This window comes from Bacillus sp. JH7 (genome assembly GCF_001563515.1).
Lineage (GTDB): Bacteria > Bacillota > Bacilli > Bacillales > Bacillaceae_G > Bacillus_A > Bacillus_A cereus.
The window spans coordinates 1,379,716-1,403,549 of the sequence record NZ_LPUS01000001.1; the positions used below are offsets into that span (position 1 = coordinate 1,379,716).

A 23,834-nucleotide genomic window follows, 5' to 3' on the forward strand; every position below is an offset into this window, starting at 1 on the left:
AATACGCTATTTTCATATGTGATGAATTGCAATTATTTGTATAAGGGATTCAAAAAAATTTTTCGTTGTATATATTTCTCCAAATTAATTATTTAGCTATTTAAAAGTATCGAAAGATGTGTGTACACTAATGTATATTTTTTGGATGTCAATAAAAGTATTATGTCAACAATATGAACTGTCACAAATCTTTATATATTATTGTGATTGATATCACATCACTTTTTTTCAATGGGTATTATGCTTAAGGTGTAATGAATGATTGGGAGAGGGTGGGATGATATGTTTTGTTATCAATGTGAACAAACGCCAACAGGCGGATGTAAAGTAATGGGTGTTTGTGGCAAGAATGAAACGATTGCGAGTTTACAAGATACGATTGTGTTTGGGCTAAAAGGAATTGCAGCTTATCGCACACATGCTGCTCAGCTAGGATATACGGATGCATTTGTAGATGCTACAACACAAGAAGCTTTATATATGACATTAACAAATTCTAACTTTAACGAACAAGAGCATATTGATATGGCTATGAAAGTGGGGAAATCAGCTTTACGGGTGATGGAATTATTAGATGAGGCACATACGAATCATTTTGGTGTGCCAGAGCCTGTACAAATTACACAAAATCGTGTAGAAGGTAAAGCAATTGTAGTTACGGGTCATAATTTATTTGCACTAGAAGAACTATTAAAGCAAACAGAAGGAAAAGACATTAATATTTATACGCATTCTGAAATGCTACCAGCACACGGATATCCGCAGCTGAAAAAATATAAACATTTAAAAGGAAACATCGGTAAGGCATGGTATGATCAAAGACGCCTTTTTGAAAAATTTACTGGTGCCATATTAGCTACAACGAACTGTGTTATGCCAATTAAAGGCTCGTACTCTGATCGATTCTTTTCATATGACATTGCAGGTTTAGAAGGTGTACAAAAAATTGAAAATGATGATTTTACACCATTAATTCAAAAAGCACTAGAACTTCCAGAAGTACATATGGAGTCGGATGAACAGTTAGTGACAGGGTTTCATCATAATACAGTATTATCATTAGCTCCAGAAATTATTGATGCAGTAAAAGAGGGGAAAATAAAGCGTTTCTTTGTTATCGCCGGTTGTGATGCACCGGGAAAAGGCGGAGAATATTATCGTGAATTAGCAACGTCACTTCCGCCAGAAACGGTTATTGTAACAACTTCTTGCGGGAAATTCCGCTTTAATGATGTGGATTACGGTGTTGTACCTGGTACGGAAATTCCGCGTTACATTGATTTAGGACAGTGCAATAATTCAATTTCTACAGTGAAAATAGCGGCTGCTTTAGCTGATGCTTTCCAATGTGAAGTGAATGAATTGCCAGTAAGTATTGTGCTATCATGGTTTGAACAAAAAGCGGTTGCCATTTTACTCGGGCTATTTAGTCTTGGGATTCAAGATATTCGCATCGGTCCAAAGGCTCCTGAATTTATTTCACCTGGCGTGCTTGATGTATTACAAGAAACATTTGGTTTAAAACTAATTACAAATGCAGCAGAAGACATGGCTATGATGTTATCGTAACAAAAAATGATCTGTCTTATTAATAAGAAGAGCTAGCCATATTCATTAACTTTGGTATAGTATAGCGCCCCAAAATAAAAATGTAGAATTTTTGTTTTGGGGTATTTTCTTTTCTTAGTGGGATAGGTATGGGGCAAAATAAAAAAAGAAAATAGGCTGTATCGAATAGGTAATAGTTGATTTTAGAAAAATATAAAAATCGAGTTGACATCCATCGCTACTTAGTCATACAATGTACTTGTAATAAGCAATACTGAGTAGTGTTGTTTCTCAAAATATTTTCAGTAGACAATAGGTAATAGCGGATTTTAGAAAAAATTTGAAAATCAGTTGACATCTATCGCTACTTAGTCATACAATGTAGATGTAATAAGTGATACTGAATAGTATGAATTCAAAAAAACTACTCAGTAAAAAATTCGCCTTAATACTCTGTAATACTGAATATAAGTCAGACAGAATAGGGGGTAAAGGAGGACCAGGATATGGAAAATTTAACTGAAATGTTGAAAGGTTCACTGGAAGGGTGTGTACTGGAAATCATTAGTCGCCGTGAAACGTATGGCTATGAGATTACCCGCCACCTGAATGACCTTGGGTTTACCGAAGTTGTGGAAGGTACGGTGTATACTATCCTCGTACGATTAGAGAAGAAAAAGCTTGTGAATATTGAAAAGAAACCATCAGATATGGGGCCGCCTCGTAAGTTTTATTCATTAAATGAAGAAGGTCGCCAGGAGCTTGAATTGTTTTGGAAAAAATGGGATTTTGTATCGTCAAAAATTAACGTCTTGAAGTCAAAATAGGTTCATAAGATAAAACGTTCCGGCCGATATTTTGGGAATTTCTTGTTCGGTTTTATAAAAAAGGAGGAAAATAAGATGTTAGAAATGTTCAAAAAGTTAATTGGTGATAAAAAAGAGTACAAAATGATGATGGCACGAGTTGAGGCTCTGCCAGAGAACTACCAATTTGTATTTAAGAAAATTCAAAACTACATGTGGAATTTTTCAGCGGGTAACGGGATGGATATGTTACACATACAGTATGAATTAATCGATTTGTTCGAAGCGGGTGCAGCGGAAGGAAGACAAGTGCTTGACATTACTGGGGATGACGTGGCTTCCTTTGCTGACGAACTAGTGGCAAATGCTAAAACTTACGTCTCCAAGTATCGTGAAGATTTGAATGAAAGTATTATGAAGAAATTGAGAAAAAAATAAATGGAATAAGTAGTACCGACTGATTAGCTGGTTACACATATGAATTGCCATCATAGCTATTCAGTTATATTTTTAACTCGGTACTAAGTAATACAGAATATCAGTGATACTAAATAGATAGAGGTAAATAAATAGTCTTCGCAAAACATTTTTATAGGGAGGAAAAAAGTATGAGTCATGCAGCGATTTCTGTAAAAGGCTTGAAAAAATCCTTTAAAGACAAGGAAGTTTTAAAAGGGGTAGATTTTGAGGTGCAGCGTGGAGAAATTTTCGCGCTGCTAGGCTCAAATGGAGCGGGAAAGACGACAACGGTCAACATCCTTTCGACACTCATGAAGCAAGATAGCGGTGAAGTAAGTATTTGCGGATTTGATGTACAGCGTCAACCAAATCATGTTCGTCAAAGTATCAGTTTGACAGGGCAGTTCGCAGCTTTAGACGGTATGCTGACTGGGAGGGAAAACTTGATAATGATTGCTAGGCTACGTGGTGTTTCCAGTCCCGCTCAAATTGCTGACAATCTACTTGCAAGATTTAGCCTGACTGATGCGGCAAACCAAAGGGCAGATCAGTATTCAGGCGGGATGAAGCGCCGGCTTGATATCGCGATGAGTTTGATTGGGGCGCCAGCAGTTATTTTTCTTGACGAACCAACGACTGGACTTGATCCTGAAGCGCGAATTGAAGTGTGGGATACAGTCAAGGAACTTGCTGGTAGCGGTACAACTATTTTGCTTACGACTCAGTACTTGGAGGAAGCAGAACAACTGGCAGACCGTATCGCTATTTTGCATGGCGGAAAAATTATTACGACAGGTACTCTTGCTGAACTAAAAGAGATGTTCCCGCCAGCAAAAGTGGAGTATATCGAGAAGCAACCGACATTGGAAGAAATATTCCTTGCGATCATTGGCAAAAAGGAGGAGATGTAAATGAAAAGTAAAACAGGTGTATTACTAGGTCGTTTAATGCGTAACATTATGCGCAGTCCGGATACAATTATTACAGTAGCGATTACACCGATTATGATGATGCTATTATTTGTCTACGTGTTTGGCGGCGCAATAAAAACTGGAACGGAAAACTACGTTAATTATTTATTGCCGGGAATTTTGCTAATGGCTATCGCATCCGGTGTAGCTTACACTTCCGTGCGACTCTTTACGGATGTAAAGAGTGGGCTGATGGCACGTTTCATTACGATGCCTATTAAGCGCTCATCGATATTGTGGGCTCACGTTCTAACCTCTCTGGTTGCTAATGTACTTACTATCGTGGTGGTTATTCTTGTTGCACTCTTAATGGGTTTCCGTTCCAGTGCTAATATTCTAGATTGGCTCGCGGTAGCTGGGATACTTGGGATGTTTACGCTGGCGCTAACATGGCTAGCTATCATTCCAGGATTGAAAGCGAGGTCTATGGAAGGGGCGACTGCTTACTCGTACCCGCTAGTTTTTCTTCCATTTATTAGTTCGGCCTTTGTGCCTACCGAAACGATGCCAAAAATTGTTCGTGTGTTTGCAGAGAATCAGCCTGTAACTTCAATCGTGAATGCGATTCGTGCTCTTTTATATGAAGGAACTGTTGGAAACGATATTTGGATTGCGCTCGCTTGGTGCGTAGGTATAATGGTCATCTCTTACTTTTTCGCCAGTAAAGCATTTAAACGTCAGTTAGGGTAAGAAACGTGATAAACGAAACCTTCAGGAATAATATATATTTAGAAAAGCACGGGAGATTTTCCGTGCTTTTATTATTTATCATGCTCTCATTGTAGTAAATGAAATGGTATTTAAAAATAGGATAATTATCCAGTGATAAAGCTTAATATTTGAGGCTCACTGCTTATGGAATGTATAAGCACACTCGTTTTTGTAAATCTGCTAATACTTCATCGGGTATTTCTTTGATTTTAATATCCTTCCCTAGAAAAAGCAGCCAATTTATTATTTCCGTCACTTCATCGGGATTGTTAACATTGATAAAAGTTTTTAAAATGGCTGTAGATTGGTAAGGATTAGTATAAGATATTGAAATTTTTAAAGGATGGTATTTTTTGAACTGGGCAATTGCTTTTGGTCCAAGTTCAAGTACCAAGTTGATTATTTCGTCCTTCTTACTTAGTTTTTCTAAAATCTTTTTCTTATTTAGCCTTTTGTTCGTCGTGTATGGTTCGATATTAATGAGATCATCGACAGGAAACATCATCTTCTTTTCTTTTTTTAAGTCAAACCCTTCAATGATCCAATGGCTTTTTTCTTGATAAAGGTGCAATAGATAAATTGGATAAGTCTTGATTTCTTCATCTTCTTTCATAGTAATCAATAAATGGTTATCCAAAAGAAGGATTTGAATGAGTTTTTCTAACATAGGATGGGGGAGATCAGAAAGCTCAAGTAGATCGGGATTATGAGGGTTAGTCCCTTGGAAAAGCAAGAGTTGATTTAAAAGAACGAGATCATCTTGCTGGGTTTCTGAGATGAGTCCTAGTAGTTTTTCGGCTAAAGATTGACGACTCTTTAGGTAGGGAAGTTGTTGATTCCTCGTAGCCATAAAGGCAATAAAAAGAGCTTTCACTTCATTATCAGTAAAGCGAACAACGGGCAGGATAGAATTATGCATAACAAAATATCCACCCGTTCTCCCAACTTCAGCGACCAGTGGCATTCCCATAGCTTCAATTTCTCTAATGTCTCTAATAGCTGTCGACCGTGAGATGTTAAATTCTTGTATAATTTCAGAAATTGTAAAGTGAGAGCGGTTGTTGATATACCGCATAATTGTATTAATCCGTTCAACTTTTTTCATTTTGGTCTCCTAAACAGTATCATTTTTTGACATGGTTTAAAGGTATTATAAACGTATCAGATGAAAAGATAAATCGTTTGATTAATAAAAAAAGAGGCAGGTTTTGAATATGAAAAATTATACTATAGAAGAAAAAGATAGCTTTATTGTGTTAGGTATTGGAACTGAAATTAAGAGTGAATACACAAACTTTGCTGGAATAAATAAAGAAAAGGAAGACTTTTGGTCGGCTGTTAAAGAAGATGGAAGGCTGGACACTTTAAAAGCTTTAGCTACAAATGAATACATTTTTTCCGTGAGCGAAGCGGTGAATAACAAAATGATGTATTATGCGGGTGTCATGACAGAAGCACAAATAGAAGAAGAATCTAGAGTGATTCAGTTTCCGAGGGGAGAATACTTAGTAGTGAAAGGGGAAGACAAAACGGCTAAAGAGCTAAGTAATAAGCTTACTGGCATCGCCTTCGGTCAAGCTTTACCAGAAGCAAAGGATTTTGCCTATGTTGGTGGACCGAATACAACGGTTGAGATGGGACAGAGAAATGGCCTAGTATTTGGTGAAATGTGGATTCCGGTTGTTAGGAAGTAAAGTGATAAAAGGTGCGAATATGGAAAGTAGAGGCTAACGATCTTGTATTGTTGGCCTTTTTGAAATGAATATAATATTCATATACTGCTACACAGTATGTTCTGATAAAATGGAATAAAAGGGAATTGTTGTAAGGTGGTGGCAGATTGAATAAAAAAAGATTATTTGAGCTATTCATAGTAACGTTTGTTTTTCTATTCCTTCATGTAAGTACATTTACTAATGAAAAATTTAACGATAAATTGGGATCTTTTACTTTCATTGTGCTACTTCTTATGCTTTCTATTTACACTGCATTTATAGAAAAGTATTTTGATGATATACAAAAGTGGATTCGAAATATTACATGTTGCTTTGCTTTATTCGTAGTGGTTTTAGTAGCTCTATGGATAGGTTATTTTTAGTCCTTACTTAAGAGAATGAGAAATATGTGATTACACTACATTCGATCCGATACTATTACTTAGCTGCATCGGTTTATATTAATTTTTTCTCTCCTCAATCATGATAAAATGTACAATAGGAAATTTTATGTAACATAAAGAAGGAAGGTTTATGGTGAGCCTGAGTACTTTGCTAGCTTTTGCGCTTGTTTCACTTAGTATGGTTTGTTCACCTGAGCCTATTTTGATTTATCTTATTTCTCATTCCATTACGTAGGGGCGTATGGCAGGATTTATTTTTTTATTGAGCATCATGCTTGAATTTGTAATTCATATAAATGAAGCAACTTTAGTATTCACTCAAAAATCCATTGTCTATGAAACAACTAGATTTGTAAACGGCTTTAATAGAAAGATGTCTATTGTATTTTTTGCGGCAAGATTAAATAGCTTTTTTGTTACTTTACAATAAAGTATACTTAATATCAGTAATTCATATAATTAGGAGTGGTTTCTATATTTAGAGAAAATACAAAAAGGATACTTCTGTCATTAGTAACAAATCCAATACTAATAATTGTATACGGGATCTTTTGCTATGAGTTGGCCTTATACTGTAAGTACGGAAGAATGAATTATAATATTTACATTTTGTTATTATGTATAGTACTTTTTATATCCATAACTACATTTACTACAATGCGGGTGATAAAAAATAGAGAATATGAATCTAAAAAATTAACAAATTCAATAGCATGGAGATCCATTTCTATTATCATTATTGTTGCAATTACATCATTTTATGGGATGCAGATTTATAAAAGTGCAATAAATTACAATGGCAAATTGGCATGGTTTATAGAAAAGTTAAAACATGAAAGGTCAGTTAAACTTAAACATAATAATATATATAAATCTGGAGTAGAAGGTATTTTTGAAGATATAAATAAAAAATATCCTTTGCCAAAGAAATTGTATATGGCAACTGATTTTGATCTTACATTTCATTCAGATGGAACAATCACAGCGTTTGATACATTTGTTTATGGGAAAAATGTTGATGGGAAAGAAGAAACTTATTTAATCTCTTATAATAAGAAGAAATCAGAAGATATTACTATAATACGAGATGGATATGCAAAGCCTGATTATAATGATGATAAATTAGTAGAACCTTTAATTAAAACGGTTAAGGCGATCCCAGTTAAGCAAACGGTCAAAAAATGGAATGAAAGTAAGTATGGGTTGATTTATTATGGAAAAAGAAATTGGGGATCCAATACAGAGGGAATTATTAATATTACTGAGGATGGTAAGAGGCAGAGTGTTAAAGAAGCAGCTTCTGATATCATTGGATATACTGTATCTATATTTGTCCCTGGAAAAGAGAAAGAGCTAGTCCCTGCTAGATATAATTTAATAAGTGACGCAAGTTGGAGTAAATCAAAGACGCCTCCAAAAGAAGATATGCTTAAAGAGAAGGAACAACAAGATTTAAAGAATGAAAAAGAACAGTTTTTCCTATCGAAAGAAGTTGGTTATAAACTAAATATGACAGATAAAGCATTAGGGAGCGCCTTTTATTCATTAAGCAAGACTAGTGATGAAGGGAAAACATGGGAGGTTATCAATCCAGACCCATTTAATGGGGGGATTGGTAGTGTATCAGGAATCATTTTTATAAATGATAAACTTGGGTTTTTAGGAGCAATTAGGCCTTCTGGTAATGAAGGAGAGTTATATCGCACAGATGATGGGGGAGTATCTTTCAAAAAGGTAGAATATCCGCCGCATGAAGTGAAATTAGATCATACACAGTCCACAATAAGTCCTTTTGATTCTCCTAGTATGCCATATGAGAAAGATGGGGTTTTTAATATGTTAGTTGGACAAGGGGCAGATGGAGACTACAATGGCGATAGTAGTGCACTTTATCAATCAAAAGATAACGGAGAGACATGGGAATTTGTAGAAGAAGTGAAAAAGAAATAATCAGAATGTTTTTTTAAAAATAAGGTAACTACTCAGCTATACATTTCATGACGGACAGGAAGAATTTAAGAGTGAAATAATTAAAGTTCTTTCTCATGCTGGAGGTTGGTTAATATGGTCTACTATTCTTGCATCTTCCATCATGTATACTGTTACTTTATATAAGAATCATCCAGATATCAGAAAAATTATACATGCTCGTTTTGAAGAAATAAAGCAACGAATAAAATATTAATGTAACTAATAAAAAACGTTATTCTTTCTAGTAATTTTGCTTATTTAGAAAGAATAACGTTTTTGTTTTTTAATACTCAAGTAATAGTTTACCTGCAGTTCCTATCATATAATTTATTGAATTTTAATATACGTTATGTATAACAGATATTTACCTTATAAAATAAGGGGGGAATATTATGACTGAGACAAACGAATCTTTAGGAGTTAATTTGAAAAAAGATGTGAAGTTTTCTATTATAATTCCTGCGCATAATGAAGAAAAGTACATTAGAAAATGTTTAGATTCAATTGCAAAGGCATCAGAGGCATATAAAGAGCAAACGGAAGTTATAGTTGTTTTAAATCGTTGTACAGATAAAACAGAGGAAATAGCAAAATCTTATAATTGTATTACATTGAAAAATAACGATAAAAACTTATCTAAAATTCGAAATGCAGGGGCTAAAATAGCCAGTGGAGAAATAATCGTTACTATAGACGCTGATACGATAATGACAGAGTCTATGTTGTTTAATGTAGATAAATATTTAGCTTCAGGTAAATACATTGGTGGTGGGGTGAATGGGAAGTTTGAAAGAATATCTTTAGGAATATTTCTCTCCGCAATGTTAATCATAATCCCTTTACTTTTTAAGTACGGAGCTATATCTGTAGGGATTTTTTGGTGCTATAGAAAAGACTTTATGGCAATCAATGGATTTAATGAAAACATGCTTATGGCAGAAGATGCAGATTTCGCAAAACGTTTAAAAGAGTGGGGAAAGAAAAATAATAAGAAATTCGGTACTATTAAAAATGGAATGATAACTTCATGCAGAAGATTTGATACATATGGAGACTGGACTTTATTTAAAAATCCAAAAGTAATTTTAGCTTATCTAAAAGGAAATGATAGAAAATACGCAGATAAGACATATTATGATAACCAAGAAAGATAAAAGTGGAGAAAAGCGGCAGAGGATAGCTAGTACTTTTTTTAGATATGATGAGAATCCAACTTAATTTAATAGATACTATAAGAAAACCATCAATTTGATTACCCTTTTTCAAATTGATGGTTTTTATTTTTGAAATAAATATGTATTTTTTTATGAAAATATTTTTTGACCCCCATAAAACTTTGTACTCCTCCGAATATGTATAGTGGAAAAAATAAATAGAAGAAAAATGACTATGAAAGAATATAGAAGTATTAATAAAATTACTAGATTAAGTGGGCATCTAAAGTAAAAGGATGAAATTACCAATTATATAGAGGAGAGTTATTCAAGGATTGCAGATAAAATAGAAAAAGAATAAGCAAAACGAACGGTAGAAAATAAGAAAGTAGATAAAAATACAAACTTAACTGTAGTGCCGAGAGAAAAGAAAAAATCATTAAGAAAACGTTAGACTCTAAAAATATAACTAACAGCAAGAAAACAAGACCGAAGAAAAGTACCAAGAAAATCTGGTTAAATGGTCACTTGTGTAGTGGCCATTTTGCTATTTGAAGGAGGCTGGGAGATTACAAGTGTTGAGTTTAGTAATGAAGATCTTAAGAAAACCGAAAATAGAAGATATCGTATGTAACATACAAAATAATGAAGAAGATAAAGAAGCGTTTATCGTACAGTATCAACCTTTTATTAGAAAATCAATCTCATCTGTCTGCCGCCGATATATTACAGAACAGGATGATGAATATAGCATTGGATTGTTTGCGTTTAACGAAGCAATTGAAAAGTATTCCTATACAAAAGGAAAATCCTTTTTAGCGTTTGCTGATCTTCTTATAAAAAGAGATGTAATTGACTATATACGTAAGGAGTCTAAACATAACTTTGTCTTTTTAAAAGAAGATGAGCAAGAGGAAATGTTAGAAATGCAAGTGTCGCTTACGGAGTATATGAAAGAGATGGAAAATAGTAACCGTAAGGAGGAAATTCTTCATTTTCAAAGTGTGCTAGCTGAGTTTAAAATTACATTCTCAGAGCTTGCTAAAGAATCTCCTAAGCATCGTGATACGCGTGAGCAATTAATAGAAATTGTGAAAATTATTATAAAAGAAGAGGAAATGATGGAAGAGCTGTTCCGAAAGAAAAAGTTACCGCTTAAACAGATTGAACCGCGTGTTAGGGTAAGTCGTAAAACGTTGGAACGACATAGAAAATACATTATTGCAATGTGTATTATTTTTGCAAACAACTATACATATATTCTGGATTACATAAGAGGGGAAAAGCATGATGACTAAAGGAATTGTGATGGATATAAAAAAGCATAGCGTAGTTGTTTTAACACCAAATGGAGAGTTTATTACGTGTAAAAGAAAAGGGGATTCTTGCATAATCGGGGAGGAAATCTCGTTTGATGAGCAAGAACAAAAAGCATCGCATTTTTCGATTCCTTTCTTTTTAAAGCCTGCATCAATACTTGTTGCTTGTTTTCTATTTGCAGTTTTGTTTTTCTACAACCAACCAGAAGAAAAAGTATTTGCTTACGTCTCAGTTGATATAAATCCAAGTTTAGAGGTGAGCGTAACGAAGGATTTTCGTGTTATAGATTTGCAGGCTTGTAATGATGATGGAAGGCGTATTTTAAAAGAATTGAAGCAATGGGAAAATAAACAATTACAAGAAGTAATACGTACTATTATAAATCAAAGTCAAGAGGATAAGTATCTAACGAATGATAAGCAAGTTATGCTAACAGCTGTTGCAAAGGACAAGGCACTAGAACCACTTTTGGAAAAGGCAATGAAAGAATTAAAGAAAGAATATGAGCTAAAACATATTACAGTTGAATATCAAAGTAGCACAATGCAAATACGAGAGAATGCTAGAAAAGCTGGAATTGGCACAGGTGTCTATATAAAGCAAGAGAATGAGAAGAACAAATCACTTACGCCTCCTGTCACCCCGTCTAATCCGGTGGAAAACGAAGAAGAGGTGCAATCACAGCCGGAGTCATCTCCTGATGCAACACTCGATTTGTCTCCTGTAAAAGAGAAAAAATATGAAAAGCAAGAGCAGAAAGAACAAAAGAAAACAGAGGAACAGCCATCGAAGCAAATAAAAGAAAACAATGAAAGAGGATCTCAGCAAGAAAATAGAGGGAATCAACAGGAGAATAACAGTAGAGAAGCTCAACAAGGAAATAATGGGAATCAGCAAGGGAATAACGGAAGAGGATCTCAACAAGGGAATAATGGAAATGGGCAAGGGAACAACGGAAGAGGATCTCAACAAGGGAATAATGGAAATGGGCAAGGGAACAACGGAAGAGGATCTCAACAGGGAAATAACGGAAACGAGCAAGGGAACAACGGAAGAGGATCTCAACAGGGAAATAACGAAAACGAGCAAGGGAACAATGGAAGAGGGTCTCAACAAGGGAATAATGGAAATGGGCAAGGGAACAATGGAAGAAATCCTCAACAAGGAAATAATGGGAATCAGCAAGGGAACAATGGAAGAGGATCCCAGAAAGAAAATGACGGAAACGAGCAAGGGAACAATGGTAGGGGGTCTCAACAAGAAAATAGAGGCCACCAGCAAGGGAATGAAAAGAAGAATCAATAGAATATGGAAGTGAGAGATTCATTTCAAAGCTAAAAGGATTTATTCCGCTATTTGCTGGGCAGCCCGATTGGTGAGGGCTGATGATTAGTGGGGGGTGAACAAAACCCCCACTGATTAAAGTTGCACTTTAATATTCTATAGTTCTATTAAGAAGGAGTATGTGAAAAATATAATGGAGAAAAACATTCAACAAGATAAAGAAAAACCTGTTTTTTATGATCCGAAAGGAAGGAGAAACATAGCCTTTATTTGGTTTCTATGTATCTCAATAGTTAGTGTAAGTGTTGTATTTTATTTTTTCTTTCAAAGTATTTTTTCAACACCAGAAATTCCAAATATGAATACCGCTGTACAACAAGATACTAAACTTGTACCAATTAATCAAAAACTTAGTGATCAGCAGTTAAAGAAGGAAGAATTTAACCCAAATACCGAAACGAAGGATAATAAAAATTTGGTGAATCCGCCGAAGGATAGTAAACATCCTAAAGAAGTGTATGGTTTTTATGTAAACTGGGATGAAAATAGTACCGCTTCTTTAAAAGAAAATATCGATTCATTAACTACGTTAGTACCAGAGTGGTATCATTTAAAAGCAGATTTAACGATTAGAAGTGAGATAAAACCTGAGATTGTAAAACTAGCAAAAAAAAATCATGTGAAGATTATGCCGTTACTTACTAACTATACAGAAAAAGCTTCTGGCCCTGATAGTGAGCTTATCCATAAGTTACTGAATTCGCCGAATGATGTGAAGACGAAATTTATTAATAATTTAGTAAGCGAAGTTAAAAAGAGTCAGTTTTCAGGTATTAATATTGACTTTGAGTCCGTACCTAAAAGTGATAAAGAAAACTTAACAAATTTTATGAAAGAACTTACTAAGGAATTTCATGAACATGATTTGCTCGTTACACAAGATGTTCCAGCTAATGATAAGGCTTTTGATTATAGTGCGTTAGCAAAAATAATAGATCGAATGATTGTAATGATGTACGATGAGCACTATGGAGCCGGGGAACCAGGACCAATTGCTTCAAATAAATGGTTCCAACATACATTGAAAGAACTGAATATTCCGTCTAATAAACTTATAGTTGCTTTCGGTAACTATGGATATGATTGGGAAGTAAATAGTAAAGAAGCTGCAAAGTCTATGACTTTCTCAGAAGTTATGGCAATGGCTCATGATTCAAATATAAAAATTCAATGGGATAAGATGAGTGGAAATCCGTATTTTAGATATAAAACAGGAGAGAAAGAACATACTGCTTGGTTCTTAGACGGTGTTACTCTTTATAATCAAGTGAAAATCGCAATGGACAATCATGCAAAGGGGTTTGCGCTATGGAGATTAGGAGCAGAAGATCCTACAATATGGAAAGTTTTAAAAAATCCTATTGAGGTAAAAAAAAATCCTAATGTATTACATAAAATCAGTAGTTTAGATGAAGTGAATTATTCTGGACAAGGTGAAATTTTACAGATTGAGAATGAAAGAAAAAATGGATTGAGAGATTTTAAAGTAGGCAAAGATGAGTATATTACAGATGAAGTATATAGATCCTTACCATCTGCATATGAAGTGCAACGATATGGAAAACCAAATGGGAAACAAGTAGTATTAACATTTGATGATGGACCAGACCCGAAATATACGCCAGAAATATTAGATATATTAAAAGAGAATCAAATAAAAGCTGCTTTTTTTGTACTTGGTGAAAACGCGCAACTAAATACTAGTATTGTAAAAAGAATATACGATGAAGGGCATGAAATTGGCAATCATACTTTCAAGCATCCTAACATAGCAGATACGTCTTTACTACGAACGAAAGTAGAACTTAATACGACGCAACGTTTAATTCAGGAAGTAACTGGACATTCTACGGTTTTATTTAGACCACCATATGAAGCGGATGCTAACCCAGATTCATCAAATGAAATATTGCCTATTTTACGTGCACAAAATATGAACTATACAATGGTAGCGGAAAAAGTTGATCCCGAAGACTGGGCAACACCATCAACAAATGAATTAGTAAAGCGTGCTCTTAATCCCATTTATAAGGGAGAGGGAAATATTATTCTTCTCCATGATGCGGGAGGGAACCGTACACATACAGTAGAGGCGCTCCCAATCATTATTAAAGACCTAAAAAAGCATGGATATAGTTTTGTAACAATTTCAGATTTAATGAATAAAGAACGAGATGAAATTATGCCTCCTGTTTCTTCTGAGGGGAAGCAATATTTACTTTACAATAAAGCTGTCTTTTCAGGGGCAGGATACTTTAAGCATATATTAACAACTATTTTTTATATTGCTATTGGATTAGGTATTTTCCGATTCTTATTCTTAATTTATTTTGCATGGAAGCAGAAAAGAAAAACGCTATCTCGTTGCACGCATTCGTCCTATCAACCTTTTGTTAGTGTTGTCATAGCGGCATATAACGAAGAAAAGGTTATAGCTAAGACGATTCGCTCAATTTTGGATAGTCATTATAAAGAATTTGAAGTTATAGTTGTGGATGACGGATCGAAAGATGATACGTCAAAAGTAATGCAAGAAACATTTAATAAACACCCTAAAGTACGTTTAATCCAGAAAGAAAACGGTGGGAAATCATCGGCAATGAACCTAGGGTTTCAACAATCGCGAGGAGAAATCATTGTCACTTTAGATGCGGATACTATTATTGCGCAAGACGCCATTTCTCTAATGGTTAGACACTTTGAAGATCAGAATGTAGCTGCAGTTTCAGGTAATGTCAAAGTGGGGAATAGACGGAATTTGTTAACTACTTGGCAACATGTTGAGTACATTACAGGGTTTAATTTAGAACGTAGAGCTTTTGATGAGTTAAATTGTATTACAGTAGTTCCAGGAGCTATTGGGGCGTGGCGCAAAAAGAATGTAGTTGAATCTGGATATTTAAGCGAAGATACGTTAGCAGAAGATACGGATCTTACTATTACATTTTTACGTCAAGGGCATAGAATTGTATATGAAGAAAAAGCGCATGCTTTTACGGAATCACCTGAAGATGTGAAAAGTCTCATTAAACAGCGGTATCGTTGGTCATATGGTACACTTCAATGTCTTTGGAAACATCGAAAAGCGTTATGTAATCCAAAGCATAAAACATTAGGATTTATTGCACTGCCTAATATGTGGTTATTCCAATATGTGCTGCAATTCATTGCTCCTTTTGCAGATATATTAATGATTATAGGACTATTTAGTAGTAATCCGCTAAAAGTTTTAGGATTTTATCTTGTTTTCTTTTTAATGGATCTTCTCGCTTCTCTATTCGCATTTAAATTAGAGGAAGAGAACCCAAAACCACTAGCATGGTTAATTTTACAACGCTTTATTTATCGTCAATTTATGACTTATGTTGTCATTAAATCTATATTCTCATCAATTCGAGGAGTAGCGGTAGGGTGGAATAAATTAAAGAGACTGGGGAGTGTTAAACATTCCACGGAACATAAGGAGGCATCATAAAAGGGCAGACTATCTGCTCTTTTTTTCATTGGTTTTAGTTAGTTGAATGTAGAGGTGTAGTATAAAAACTGCTGCTTCTATAATGAGATTCCTATTCATCATTAATGGTGAGACATTATGTTAAGCTAATCCTTTAGTTTCGGATTAAAGTTTTTTTATATTTTTTTAAAATGACGGACACAAAAACGCATATACCTTCGAATTATATATATGGATAACATAAATATGTATATAAAAGGGGAGAAATAAGATGAAAGAAAAAAAAGAAATGTTTCAAGAAATCGCTGAGGTGTTAAAGGTATTGGCGCATCCAGTTCGTCTATCTTTAGTAAAAATAATGCTTGCAAAAGGTCCTACTAATGTAACAACAATGTATGGGGATTTACAAATGCCTCAAAGTACAATTAGTCAACATTTATCTAAACTAAAAGCTGCTAAAATGGTTACAGGTACTCGGAAAGGATTAGAAATTTATTATGAGGTAACTGACAATCGCACAAAATCAATATTAGCATGTTTAGTTTAAATGATGATTTCTATTTCAAAATAAAAAGCGCTATTCTTTTCTATGATTTTACAGAGAGAATAGCGTTTTTTATTTTTAAGGAGTATCTTTTTATATGCCTATAGAATGGAGTGAAAGGTTCATGGGTTTAAATGTACCTACTATTACCTTAGGTTCTAATGCGTCTAATAATGAAAAAATTCTCGGTTTAGGGGTGCTTCTTTATAGCTTACGTACAATTGAGATTAGAAAAAGTAGAGCGAGCGTTTAATGAGGCGGAAGTAGTGTTTATATGCGAAACTTTATAGAAATCTCATTTTTCTAATTGTATCTTTTTAGATTGATGGATGTGGGGTCACGTCCATCAATCTAAGAAAACAAGTTAGCTAAAAAATGATGAAAATAAACTTTATAGAAATAAAAAATATGAACGTAGAGGATTAAACAAAGTATATAGTGCTTTTTTAGTCATGTAATCTTTTAATCTGATGATCTTTTCCCCATTCAAACAGATTATCCATTATTTGCATTAAAGATTTTCCATATTCACTTAGTGTGTACTCAACCTTTGGTGGAACTTCTTGATATACGGTACGATAGATAATCCCATCAGCTTCAAGTTGCCGAAGTTGTTGTGTAAGAACCTTTTGTGTAATGTTTGGGATTTCTCGTTTAATTTCATTTGTTCGCATTTTTCCATCCGACAAAATACATAAAATATGAACTTTCCATTTTCCACCGATTACATCGAGTGTTGTTGCAATTGGGCAATTATCATTTTGATTCATATAACACCTCCACAGGTACTTTAAGGTTCCTATAGCACTTTAAAGTACGTACTTTTCAATTATATGTGACTCATTCATACTAATACGTAAAGGGTTGAATAATTTATAAAGGGGATGAAAAAAGATGAAAACACTTGTAATTGTAGCACATCCTGATATTGAAAAATCAAAAATTAATAAAAGATGGATTGAAGAACTTGAGAAATATTCGGATGAAATTACGGTGCATGAATTGTATAAAGTGGCACCGAATTGGGAGTTTGATATTGAAGAAGAGCAAAAGTTATTAGTAGAACATGACAGATATATATTTCAATTTCCGCTTTACTGGTACAGCTCACCACCATTATTAAAAAAATGGTTCGATGATGTATTAACATATGGATTTGCGTACGGATCTAAAGGAGATAAAGTGAAGGGGAAAGAATTTGGTGTAGCTATTTCTATAGGTGGATTAGAAAAAGACTATGAAAATAGTGGAATTACAATGGATGAGTTGACGAAACCATTCCAAGCTACATGCTTATACACAGGTATGAAATTTATACCTTCCTTTTATTTATATGGTGCAGAATATAAACTAAGTGATGAAGAGATTGATAAAAGTGCACCTGAGTATGTGCAATATGTGATGAACAAGAAGTATTCTAATATATAATGGGAAATATCCATTTACTTGTAAAGTAAATGGATATTTTATATTCTTTTTATATTCACTAAGTGTAATCTTTAGTAAATTAATAGTTAATCTGGTAAAATAAAAAACCTAACATATATAAAGGGGAGTTTTACTTGAGAACGATGCGACAATTATTACAAAAGAGAGCAATGCAATCACCAAATTTGGAAGCGCTTGTAGGGGGGAAGAAAAGATATTCGTTTCAGCAATATAATGAACGAGTAAATCAGTTTGCACATTATTTGTTATATAATGGTGTGCAAAGAGGAGATCGTATAGGAATACTATGCAAAAATAATCACCCATTTCCAAGCGTTATGATGGCAAGTTTAAAAATTGGAGCGGTATTTATTCCGCTAAATCATCAGCTGACTGTTTATGAATTAGAAACGATTGTAAAAGAAGCGAAATTAAAAGCGTTAGTTATTGATGAAGAATTTAATGAAGTGTTATTAAAGGTTGATGCTGTTAAAGAAATTCCTTATGTAATTCAAACAACAAAAGAAGGCTTTGGTTCATTTGAATTAGAGTTGCAAAAACAGCCAACGACAGAACCGAACGTAGAAGTTCATGAAGAAGACGATGCCATTTACTTGTTTACATCAGGAACGACTGGACAGGCAAAAGCATGTGTAATTGGACATAAAAACTTACATCATTATTTTGCTGAAATTGCGGGACAAAGAGAAATCCCAGCAGGTGAACGCTTTTTATCTGTGCATCCATTGTTTCATATGAGTGGCGTGCTTTCTATTTTAAATTGTATTTATCATGGCGTTACGATGATCTTCTTAGCTGATTCGAATCCTGCTCTTATTTGGGATAAGATTGAAGAAGAGAAAATTACTACGATGCTTGCTTTCCCAGCCGTTTATAGTTACATGCTGGATGAACTAAATAAAAAAGAACGTAACATTTCAACCTTTAAAGTAGCACAAAGCGGTGGTACAAAAGTGCCAGAAACACTCATTCAAAAATATATGGAAAAAGGCATATATATGGTGCAAGGCTATGGTAGTACAGAAGGTTGGGTTGTAACCTCATGGCATCCAATGATGGGAAAAGAAAAGATGTCTTCTGTAGGAAAGACCTTGAAAAATGTAGAGGTGAAAATTGTTCATCCGGAAACAGGACATGAACTAACAACAAATGAAGTTGGAGAGATTCATGTGAAAAGTCCATACATGTTTAAAGGATATTGGAATAATGAAAAGGCGACAAAGAAGGTAGTAAAAGATAACTGGTTTAACATGGGTGATGCTGGCATGATAGATGATGATGGATTCCTGCATATTATGGGAAGATATAAAGACGTTATTATACGCGGTGGTGACAACGTATATCCAGATCAAGTAGAAGATGTTATTCATGAAATACATGGTGTTTTAGAAGTTGCAGTAGTTGGAGTTCCAGATGACTTTTGGGGAGAGGTTCCAAGAGCTTACATTGTGAAGGATGGCGAAACAACATTAACAGAAGAAAGTATTCTTCAGTATTGTAAAGAGAAATTAGCAAGCTATAAAATACCAGAAGTAGTATTCATAGATGAGTTACCGAAAAACGCTTTAGGAAAAGTGTTGAAGAGGGAATTACGAGATGCAGTTCTTGTGAAATAGAAAATTATGAAACGATGGAGAACCCAGTTATGTATAAAGCATGACTGGGTTTTTATGTATCAAAAACATAATGATTTACTAGATTTTGTATTTTGTGTAAGATAATAAAGAAAATTCAATTAATATTTCGGGGGATGAAATTAAATGAAGCTATCGTTATTAGAAGTAGAGACGGATAGACTTATTATCCGTCCATTTCAAAAAGCTGATTATGAAAGTTGGTTAGATCGATTTTCTTATTGATTATAAAAATAAAGAAATGGACAAATAAGGGGAAAAGAAAATGAAGACTATAAACGTATTTCATTACGACGCATTTACGAATAAACCAAATAAGGGAAATCCAGCAGGTATTGTATTAGAAGCAGATGGATTAACGGAAGAGGAAATGCAAATTATTGCTGAAAAAGTTGGATATAACGAAACAACTTTTGTTCTTTCCTCAGAAGTAGGAGATATAAGAATGCGCTATTTTACACCTGGTTTTGAAATGGAGTTATGTGGTCATGGGACAGTAGGGACGATATATGCCTTGCGCGAAAAAGGTTTATTAGAAGAGAAAAGTAACCTTATGATTGAAACGAAGGCTGGGATTTTACCGATACAAATAGGTGTAAATGAAAATGGAGAAACCTTTATTAAAATGAGACAGGCAGCACCTCAGTTTAAAGAATTTACAGGTTCAGCAGAAGAATTAGCTCATAGTATCGGTTTAGAAGTAAATGATTTAGATGTAAGTTTACCGATTGTATATGGAAGTACTGGTAATTGGACTGTAATTGTACCGATTAAAAATCTTAATGCATGTGAGAGAATGAAACCTAATAATGCTGCATTTCCATCAGTATTAAAAGAAATACCTAATGCTTCTATTCACCCAATTTGTCTAGAAACTTATGATGAAATAGCACAAATGCACGGCCGTCATTTTTCATCAGCTTACGCTGGGACGATTGAAGATCCAGTGACAGGAACAGCTTCAGGTGTAATGGGAGCGTATTATGCGGAGTATTTAGAGAAAGGTTTTGAACATGAATTGAGTTTAATCGTTGAGCAAGGACAGGAAATAAATAAAGATGGTCGTGTAACTGTTTATGTAACGAAAGGGATAGAAAACGAAAAGTTACAAATAGATATTGCTGGAACAGCGGTGTATGTGAAAGAGTTTGAAGTTTCAATATAAAGTGAAACTTTAATCAGTGGGGTCTTACTGCCCGGTGAATAGCGGGATAAAAAGAAAGCCCGGAATACATCCGGACTTTCATTATCTGTTCAATACTTCAATGTACGAAGCATTTCCAGTTGTTCTTAAAGCGGAGCGGAAATTATTATTTTCTAACGCCTTAGCAACTTGTTGTAACTGCTGTGCATCATCATGATGAATAAGTAAGCTGTCAGCACCGCTTTCCTCTATATGAATGTGTTCGACATTTCCGATTGCATCATGTACAGCTTTTAAAAATTCAGGTTTCATATTGTCCTCCTATATGTATGTAACGTTGTAATTTAGTATTTCCTTATTTATGAAATATAAAAGTAAATGAAAGGAGAAATAAAAATGAATATAAAGCAGTTTAATGAACATATAACATCACTATTTGGAGAGCATCTTCATAAATATGGCGATGATGAATATGGTTTTACTTATATAAGTAAAGATGAATTTCACAAAATCGGTTACACAACAAATTTAACGTTAGAAACTATTGAAGAAGCGTATCGAAATGGAGTCGATATGATAGTTACACATCATGCGCCGTGGAGTTTTTTATTTGGTATGGAAGAGGCTTGTATTGAGAAATTGAAGCAATATGAAATGAATCATTTTTGGATTCATTTGCCGTTAGATTTTGTAAAGTTTGGCACGTGTACATCGTTATTTAACGCAATTGGGATAGATACAATACTGGAATATTCAACCTATGAGGAAGAAGAACTACCGGGAATAGGAGAATATAAAGAAGCGATTCCTTTTTCAAACTTAGTTGGAAAACTTGAAGAAAAAATGGAAGAGAAAGTGAAGAGCTGGAGAAATCACGATAAACCAGTAAAACGGATTGCGATCTTAACCGGTGCAGGAAACAATACAAATTTGATTGAACGTGCATTAGAAAAAGGATGTGACACGTACATAACAGGTGAAAAAACATTATATACAGTGCAACATGCGAAATTTAAAGGAATTAATTTAATTGTAGGCAGTCATACGTTTACAGAAGTGTTTGGTGTAGAAAGTTTGGTTCTTAAGTTAAAAGAAAGAGATAATTCAATAGAAATTACTAGATTAAATGAAGATCATTTGGAGTGAAGAAATCACATCGCATTACCATAAATGGAATGAACTTTATGATGGAATATTGAAGGAAGCAGTTGAAATGAAATAAAATTATCTTTTGTTATATTAAGATTTTTAGGAGGAATTCCCTTATGTTTGTCAAATAATAGTAAAGTTGTCTTTTGAATTAAGGAAATATTCGGAGTTGAAGGGTGAGAGAATGGACATTTCAATAATCACTGCACAACTAGTTAAGGAAAAAGTTATTTCACATTATCCAAATAGCGTAAAAGCATTAAACGGGGGAACGACAAGTACTATATATTTGTTAGATGAACAATACGTTATAAAGTTGAATGAATCGGATGTCATACGTGAAGAAGCTTATTTTCTTCAGTTTTATAAAAAGGACGAATTATTTCCAAAGCTTTTATATAAGGAACCTTTAAATCGCTATATTGTTTACTCATTCCTTGAGGGCACAACTTCTTGCAAACTAGGCCATAAACGGAGTGTTCTTAGTAAACTTGTAAAGGAAGTTATCAATAAGTATGAAGTAGCTACAGAGGTTGATGGCTGGGGATGGAAAGAAAGCCCAGTTCAATCTTGGAATGAATTTTTAACGACAAATGTGATGGAAGCTCATGAAAATGTAAGACGTTACATAAGTGAGGAAGAGTATAGAACGGTTTTTAAGTTAGCAAATAGTCCAAGTAGGGGGACTGGAATAAATCAGCCATTTTTATTGCATGGTGATCTTGGATTTCATAATTTTATATTTCAAGGGAATAAACTGCACGGTGTAATTGATCCTTTACCAGTGTTAGGAGATCCTATATATGATTTGATTTATGCGTTCTGTTCAACCCCGGAAGATTTAACAAAAGAAACAATCGATTATGCGATGAAACAATGTGTATTTTATAAAAAAGACCGTGATTTATATGAAGAAATAGTCATAGGATTATATTTGCGTATAGATACATGTTTACGGCACCACCCGAAAGATTTAGAAGATTATTTAGCAGCTTGGCGTTATTGGATGGACGAGGTTGAGGTGACTTTATAGTACAAATATTTTGGGGGAGATAGTGAGATGAATGTTGCAGAAGCCAAAAAGGATTTACTGTAATTCCATTGTCAGTTACAGTTGTTTATTTACTTACTTTTATAAGTTTATTAATTGAAAATAAAAAAGTAGATTATTATCAACAAAAATCAGTTTAATAAAAATATAGGGATAGGGGGAATTATGATGAAAAATTACGTTTGTACAACGTGCGGTGTGCAGTATGCAGCGAGTGTAGAGGAACCGGTGAGTTGTCATATTTGTGATGAAGAGAGGCAATATGTGAATCCGAAAGGGCAGTCTTGGACGACTTTAGAAAATTTGCAAACAGATGATACATATAAAAATGTAATAATCGAAGAGGAAAATGGACTTTATAGTATTACGACAAAACCAGGATTTGCGATCGGTCAAACGGCATTTATAGTGAAAACAGAGTCATATCGTTTACTATGGGACTGTATTACGTATTTAGATGAAACGACAATTGCGAAAATAAAAGAGCTTGGTGGATTAGATGCGATTGCATTGTCTCATCCTCATTATTATTCAACGCAAGTAGAATGGGCAGAGACATTTGATGTACCAATTTATATACACGAAGATGATAAAGAATGGGTGATGCGCCCAAGTAGTCGTATTATTTATTGGTCTGGTGAGTCTTTACAATTAGCGGATGGGATTACTGTACATCGTCTTGGAGGACATTTTAGTGGTGGTTCTGTATTGCATTGGGAAGAAGGTAATGATGGAAAAGGGATTTTGTTAACAGGTGATATTATTCAAGTTGTAGCGGATGAGCGGTGGGTAAGTTTTATGTATAGCTATCCAAACTTAATTCCATTACCAGCGAGAAAAGTGGAAGAAATGGTGAACCGAGTGAAGCCGTTACAGTTTAATCGTTTATACAATGCTTTTCATCGAGTAGTAAAAGAAAATGCAGATGAGGCAGTTGAACGTTCTGCTGAAAGATATATAAAAGCAATAGAAGGAAAGTTGTTTCATACGTAAAAGGAGAGTAGCT

At 34.2% G+C, this 23,834-nt stretch carries 23 protein-coding genes and 3 pseudogenes; 23 read left to right on the forward strand and 3 right to left on the reverse strand.

Annotated features, from left to right (window positions below; genetic code table 11):
• The first annotated feature begins 282 nt into the window (after positions 1–282).
• The 5 genes from hcp to AU379_RS07155 all read left to right on the forward strand — a co-directional run bounded on the left by hcp (position 283) and on the right by AU379_RS07155 (position 4,474).
• Entirely contained in the window at positions 283–1,569 is a 1,287-nt protein-coding gene (gene hcp, locus AU379_RS07135) for a hydroxylamine reductase (protein ID WP_061139508.1), read from the forward strand.
• Positions 1,570–2,054: 485 nt separating this feature from the next.
• A complete protein-coding gene (locus AU379_RS07140; protein WP_000429488.1) occupies positions 2,055–2,375 on the forward strand; it encodes a PadR family transcriptional regulator in 321 nt (106 codons plus the stop codon).
• A 75-nt stretch (positions 2,376–2,450) separates the two neighbouring features.
• Positions 2,451–2,792 carry a DUF1048 domain-containing protein gene (locus AU379_RS07145; RefSeq protein WP_061139056.1) on the forward strand — a complete coding sequence of 114 codons (342 nt, stop codon included), beginning with the start codon at positions 2,451–2,453 and terminating at the stop codon, positions 2,790–2,792.
• 170 nt (positions 2,793–2,962) lie between these two features.
• Positions 2,963–3,724 (forward strand): ABC transporter ATP-binding protein, encoded by a 762-nt coding sequence (locus AU379_RS07150; RefSeq protein WP_061139057.1) that lies wholly within the window; start codon positions 2,963–2,965, stop codon positions 3,722–3,724.
• On the forward strand, positions 3,725–4,474 hold the full coding sequence (locus tag AU379_RS07155; protein WP_000837818.1) for an ABC transporter permease: 750 nt from the start codon (positions 3,725–3,727) through the stop codon (positions 4,472–4,474).
• Positions 4,475–4,637: 163 nt separating this feature from the next.
• On the opposite strand, the gene AU379_RS07160 is transcribed toward AU379_RS07155, so the two are convergent.
• Positions 4,638–5,600 carry an HTH domain-containing protein gene (locus AU379_RS07160; RefSeq protein ID WP_000755022.1) on the reverse strand — a complete coding sequence of 321 codons (963 nt, stop codon included), beginning with the start codon at positions 5,598–5,600 and terminating at the stop codon, positions 4,638–4,640.
• A 109-nt stretch (positions 5,601–5,709) separates the two neighbouring features.
• Here AU379_RS07160 and AU379_RS07165 point away from each other — a divergent pair, with 109 nt between their 5' ends.
• From AU379_RS07165 to AU379_RS30490, 11 genes and pseudogenes are all read left to right on the forward strand, one after another.
• Positions 5,710–6,189 (forward strand): GyrI-like domain-containing protein, encoded by a 480-nt coding sequence (locus AU379_RS07165; protein ID WP_000801052.1) that lies wholly within the window; start codon positions 5,710–5,712, stop codon positions 6,187–6,189.
• A gap of 146 nt (positions 6,190–6,335) precedes the next feature.
• A complete protein-coding gene (locus AU379_RS07170) occupies positions 6,336–6,593 on the forward strand; it encodes a DUF3963 domain-containing protein (RefSeq protein ID WP_001036208.1) in 258 nt (85 codons plus the stop codon).
• A 151-nt stretch (positions 6,594–6,744) separates the two neighbouring features.
• A pseudogene (locus tag AU379_RS30875) lies at positions 6,745–6,909 on the forward strand (LysE family translocator); the annotation flags it as partial.
• A gap of 170 nt (positions 6,910–7,079) precedes the next feature.
• On the forward strand, positions 7,080–8,564 hold the full coding sequence (locus AU379_RS07180) for a hypothetical protein (RefSeq protein ID WP_023901655.1): 1,485 nt from the start codon (positions 7,080–7,082) through the stop codon (positions 8,562–8,564).
• Positions 8,565–8,604: 40 nt separating this feature from the next.
• Positions 8,605–8,799: pseudogene (locus tag AU379_RS28555) on the forward strand (hypothetical protein); the annotation flags it as partial.
• Positions 8,800–8,977: 178 nt separating this feature from the next.
• Positions 8,978–9,739, forward strand: coding sequence for a glycosyltransferase (locus tag AU379_RS07185; protein WP_000140998.1), 762 nt, complete (start codon positions 8,978–8,980; stop codon positions 9,737–9,739).
• Positions 9,740–10,314: 575 nt separating this feature from the next.
• Positions 10,315–11,037, forward strand: a complete 723-nt coding sequence (gene sigI, locus AU379_RS07190; RefSeq protein ID WP_002098197.1) for an RNA polymerase sigma factor SigI — start codon at positions 10,315–10,317, stop codon at positions 11,035–11,037.
• Entirely contained in the window at positions 11,027–12,364 is a 1,338-nt protein-coding gene (locus AU379_RS07195) for an anti-sigma factor domain-containing protein (RefSeq protein WP_061139058.1), read from the forward strand. Before sigI ends, AU379_RS07195 begins: the two co-directional genes overlap by 11 nt.
• Before the next feature lie 172 nt (positions 12,365–12,536).
• Entirely contained in the window at positions 12,537–15,878 is a 3,342-nt protein-coding gene (locus tag AU379_RS07200; protein ID WP_061139059.1) for a glycosyltransferase, read from the forward strand.
• Between the two features lie 250 nt (positions 15,879–16,128).
• The gene (locus AU379_RS07205) at positions 16,129–16,404 is read left to right on the forward strand and encodes a metalloregulator ArsR/SmtB family transcription factor (RefSeq protein ID WP_000660066.1); all 276 of its coding nucleotides are present in this window, start codon (positions 16,129–16,131) and stop codon (positions 16,402–16,404) included.
• A 94-nt stretch (positions 16,405–16,498) separates the two neighbouring features.
• Positions 16,499–16,654 carry a hypothetical protein gene (locus AU379_RS30490; protein ID WP_001121202.1) on the forward strand — a complete coding sequence of 52 codons (156 nt, stop codon included), beginning with the start codon at positions 16,499–16,501 and terminating at the stop codon, positions 16,652–16,654.
• Positions 16,655–16,847: 193 nt separating this feature from the next.
• On the opposite strand, the gene AU379_RS07210 is transcribed toward AU379_RS30490, so the two are convergent.
• Positions 16,848–17,171, reverse strand: coding sequence for a helix-turn-helix domain-containing protein (locus AU379_RS07210; RefSeq protein ID WP_001072981.1), 324 nt, complete (start codon positions 17,169–17,171; stop codon positions 16,848–16,850).
• 124 nt (positions 17,172–17,295) lie between these two features.
• Here AU379_RS07210 and AU379_RS07215 point away from each other — a divergent pair, with 124 nt between their 5' ends.
• The 4 genes and pseudogenes from AU379_RS07215 to AU379_RS07225 all read left to right on the forward strand — a co-directional run bounded on the left by AU379_RS07215 (position 17,296) and on the right by AU379_RS07225 (position 20,649).
• Positions 17,296–17,829 (forward strand): NAD(P)H-dependent oxidoreductase, encoded by a 534-nt coding sequence (locus AU379_RS07215; RefSeq protein ID WP_000855229.1) that lies wholly within the window; start codon positions 17,296–17,298, stop codon positions 17,827–17,829.
• Between the two features lie 143 nt (positions 17,830–17,972).
• Complete coding sequence (locus AU379_RS07220) at positions 17,973–19,466, forward strand: class I adenylate-forming enzyme family protein (protein ID WP_082769951.1); 1,494 nt, start codon at positions 17,973–17,975, stop codon at positions 19,464–19,466.
• Positions 19,467–19,610: 144 nt separating this feature from the next.
• A pseudogene (locus AU379_RS30785) lies at positions 19,611–19,703 on the forward strand (N-acetyltransferase); the annotation flags it as partial.
• Positions 19,704–19,749: 46 nt separating this feature from the next.
• Positions 19,750–20,649: a PhzF family phenazine biosynthesis isomerase gene (locus tag AU379_RS07225; protein WP_000849329.1), complete on the forward strand. Its 900-nt coding sequence runs from the start codon at positions 19,750–19,752 to the stop codon at positions 20,647–20,649.
• An 81-nt stretch (positions 20,650–20,730) separates the two neighbouring features.
• Here the strand turns inward: AU379_RS07225 and AU379_RS07230 are convergent, their stop codons facing one another.
• Entirely contained in the window at positions 20,731–20,940 is a 210-nt protein-coding gene (locus tag AU379_RS07230; protein WP_000801651.1) for a hypothetical protein, read from the reverse strand.
• 84 nt (positions 20,941–21,024) lie between these two features.
• On the opposite strand from AU379_RS07230, the gene AU379_RS07235 reads away from it, so the two are divergent.
• The 3 genes from AU379_RS07235 (at position 21,025) to AU379_RS07245 (ending at position 23,821) form a co-directional block, all read left to right on the forward strand.
• Positions 21,025–21,774, forward strand: a complete 750-nt coding sequence (locus AU379_RS07235; RefSeq protein WP_001022446.1) for a Nif3-like dinuclear metal center hexameric protein — start codon at positions 21,025–21,027, stop codon at positions 21,772–21,774.
• A gap of 187 nt (positions 21,775–21,961) precedes the next feature.
• Complete coding sequence (locus AU379_RS07240; RefSeq protein ID WP_001986501.1) at positions 21,962–22,810, forward strand: phosphotransferase; 849 nt, start codon at positions 21,962–21,964, stop codon at positions 22,808–22,810.
• 183 nt (positions 22,811–22,993) lie between these two features.
• A complete protein-coding gene (locus AU379_RS07245; protein WP_080024542.1) occupies positions 22,994–23,821 on the forward strand; it encodes an MBL fold metallo-hydrolase in 828 nt (275 codons plus the stop codon).
• Positions 23,822–23,834 lie beyond the last annotated feature (13 nt).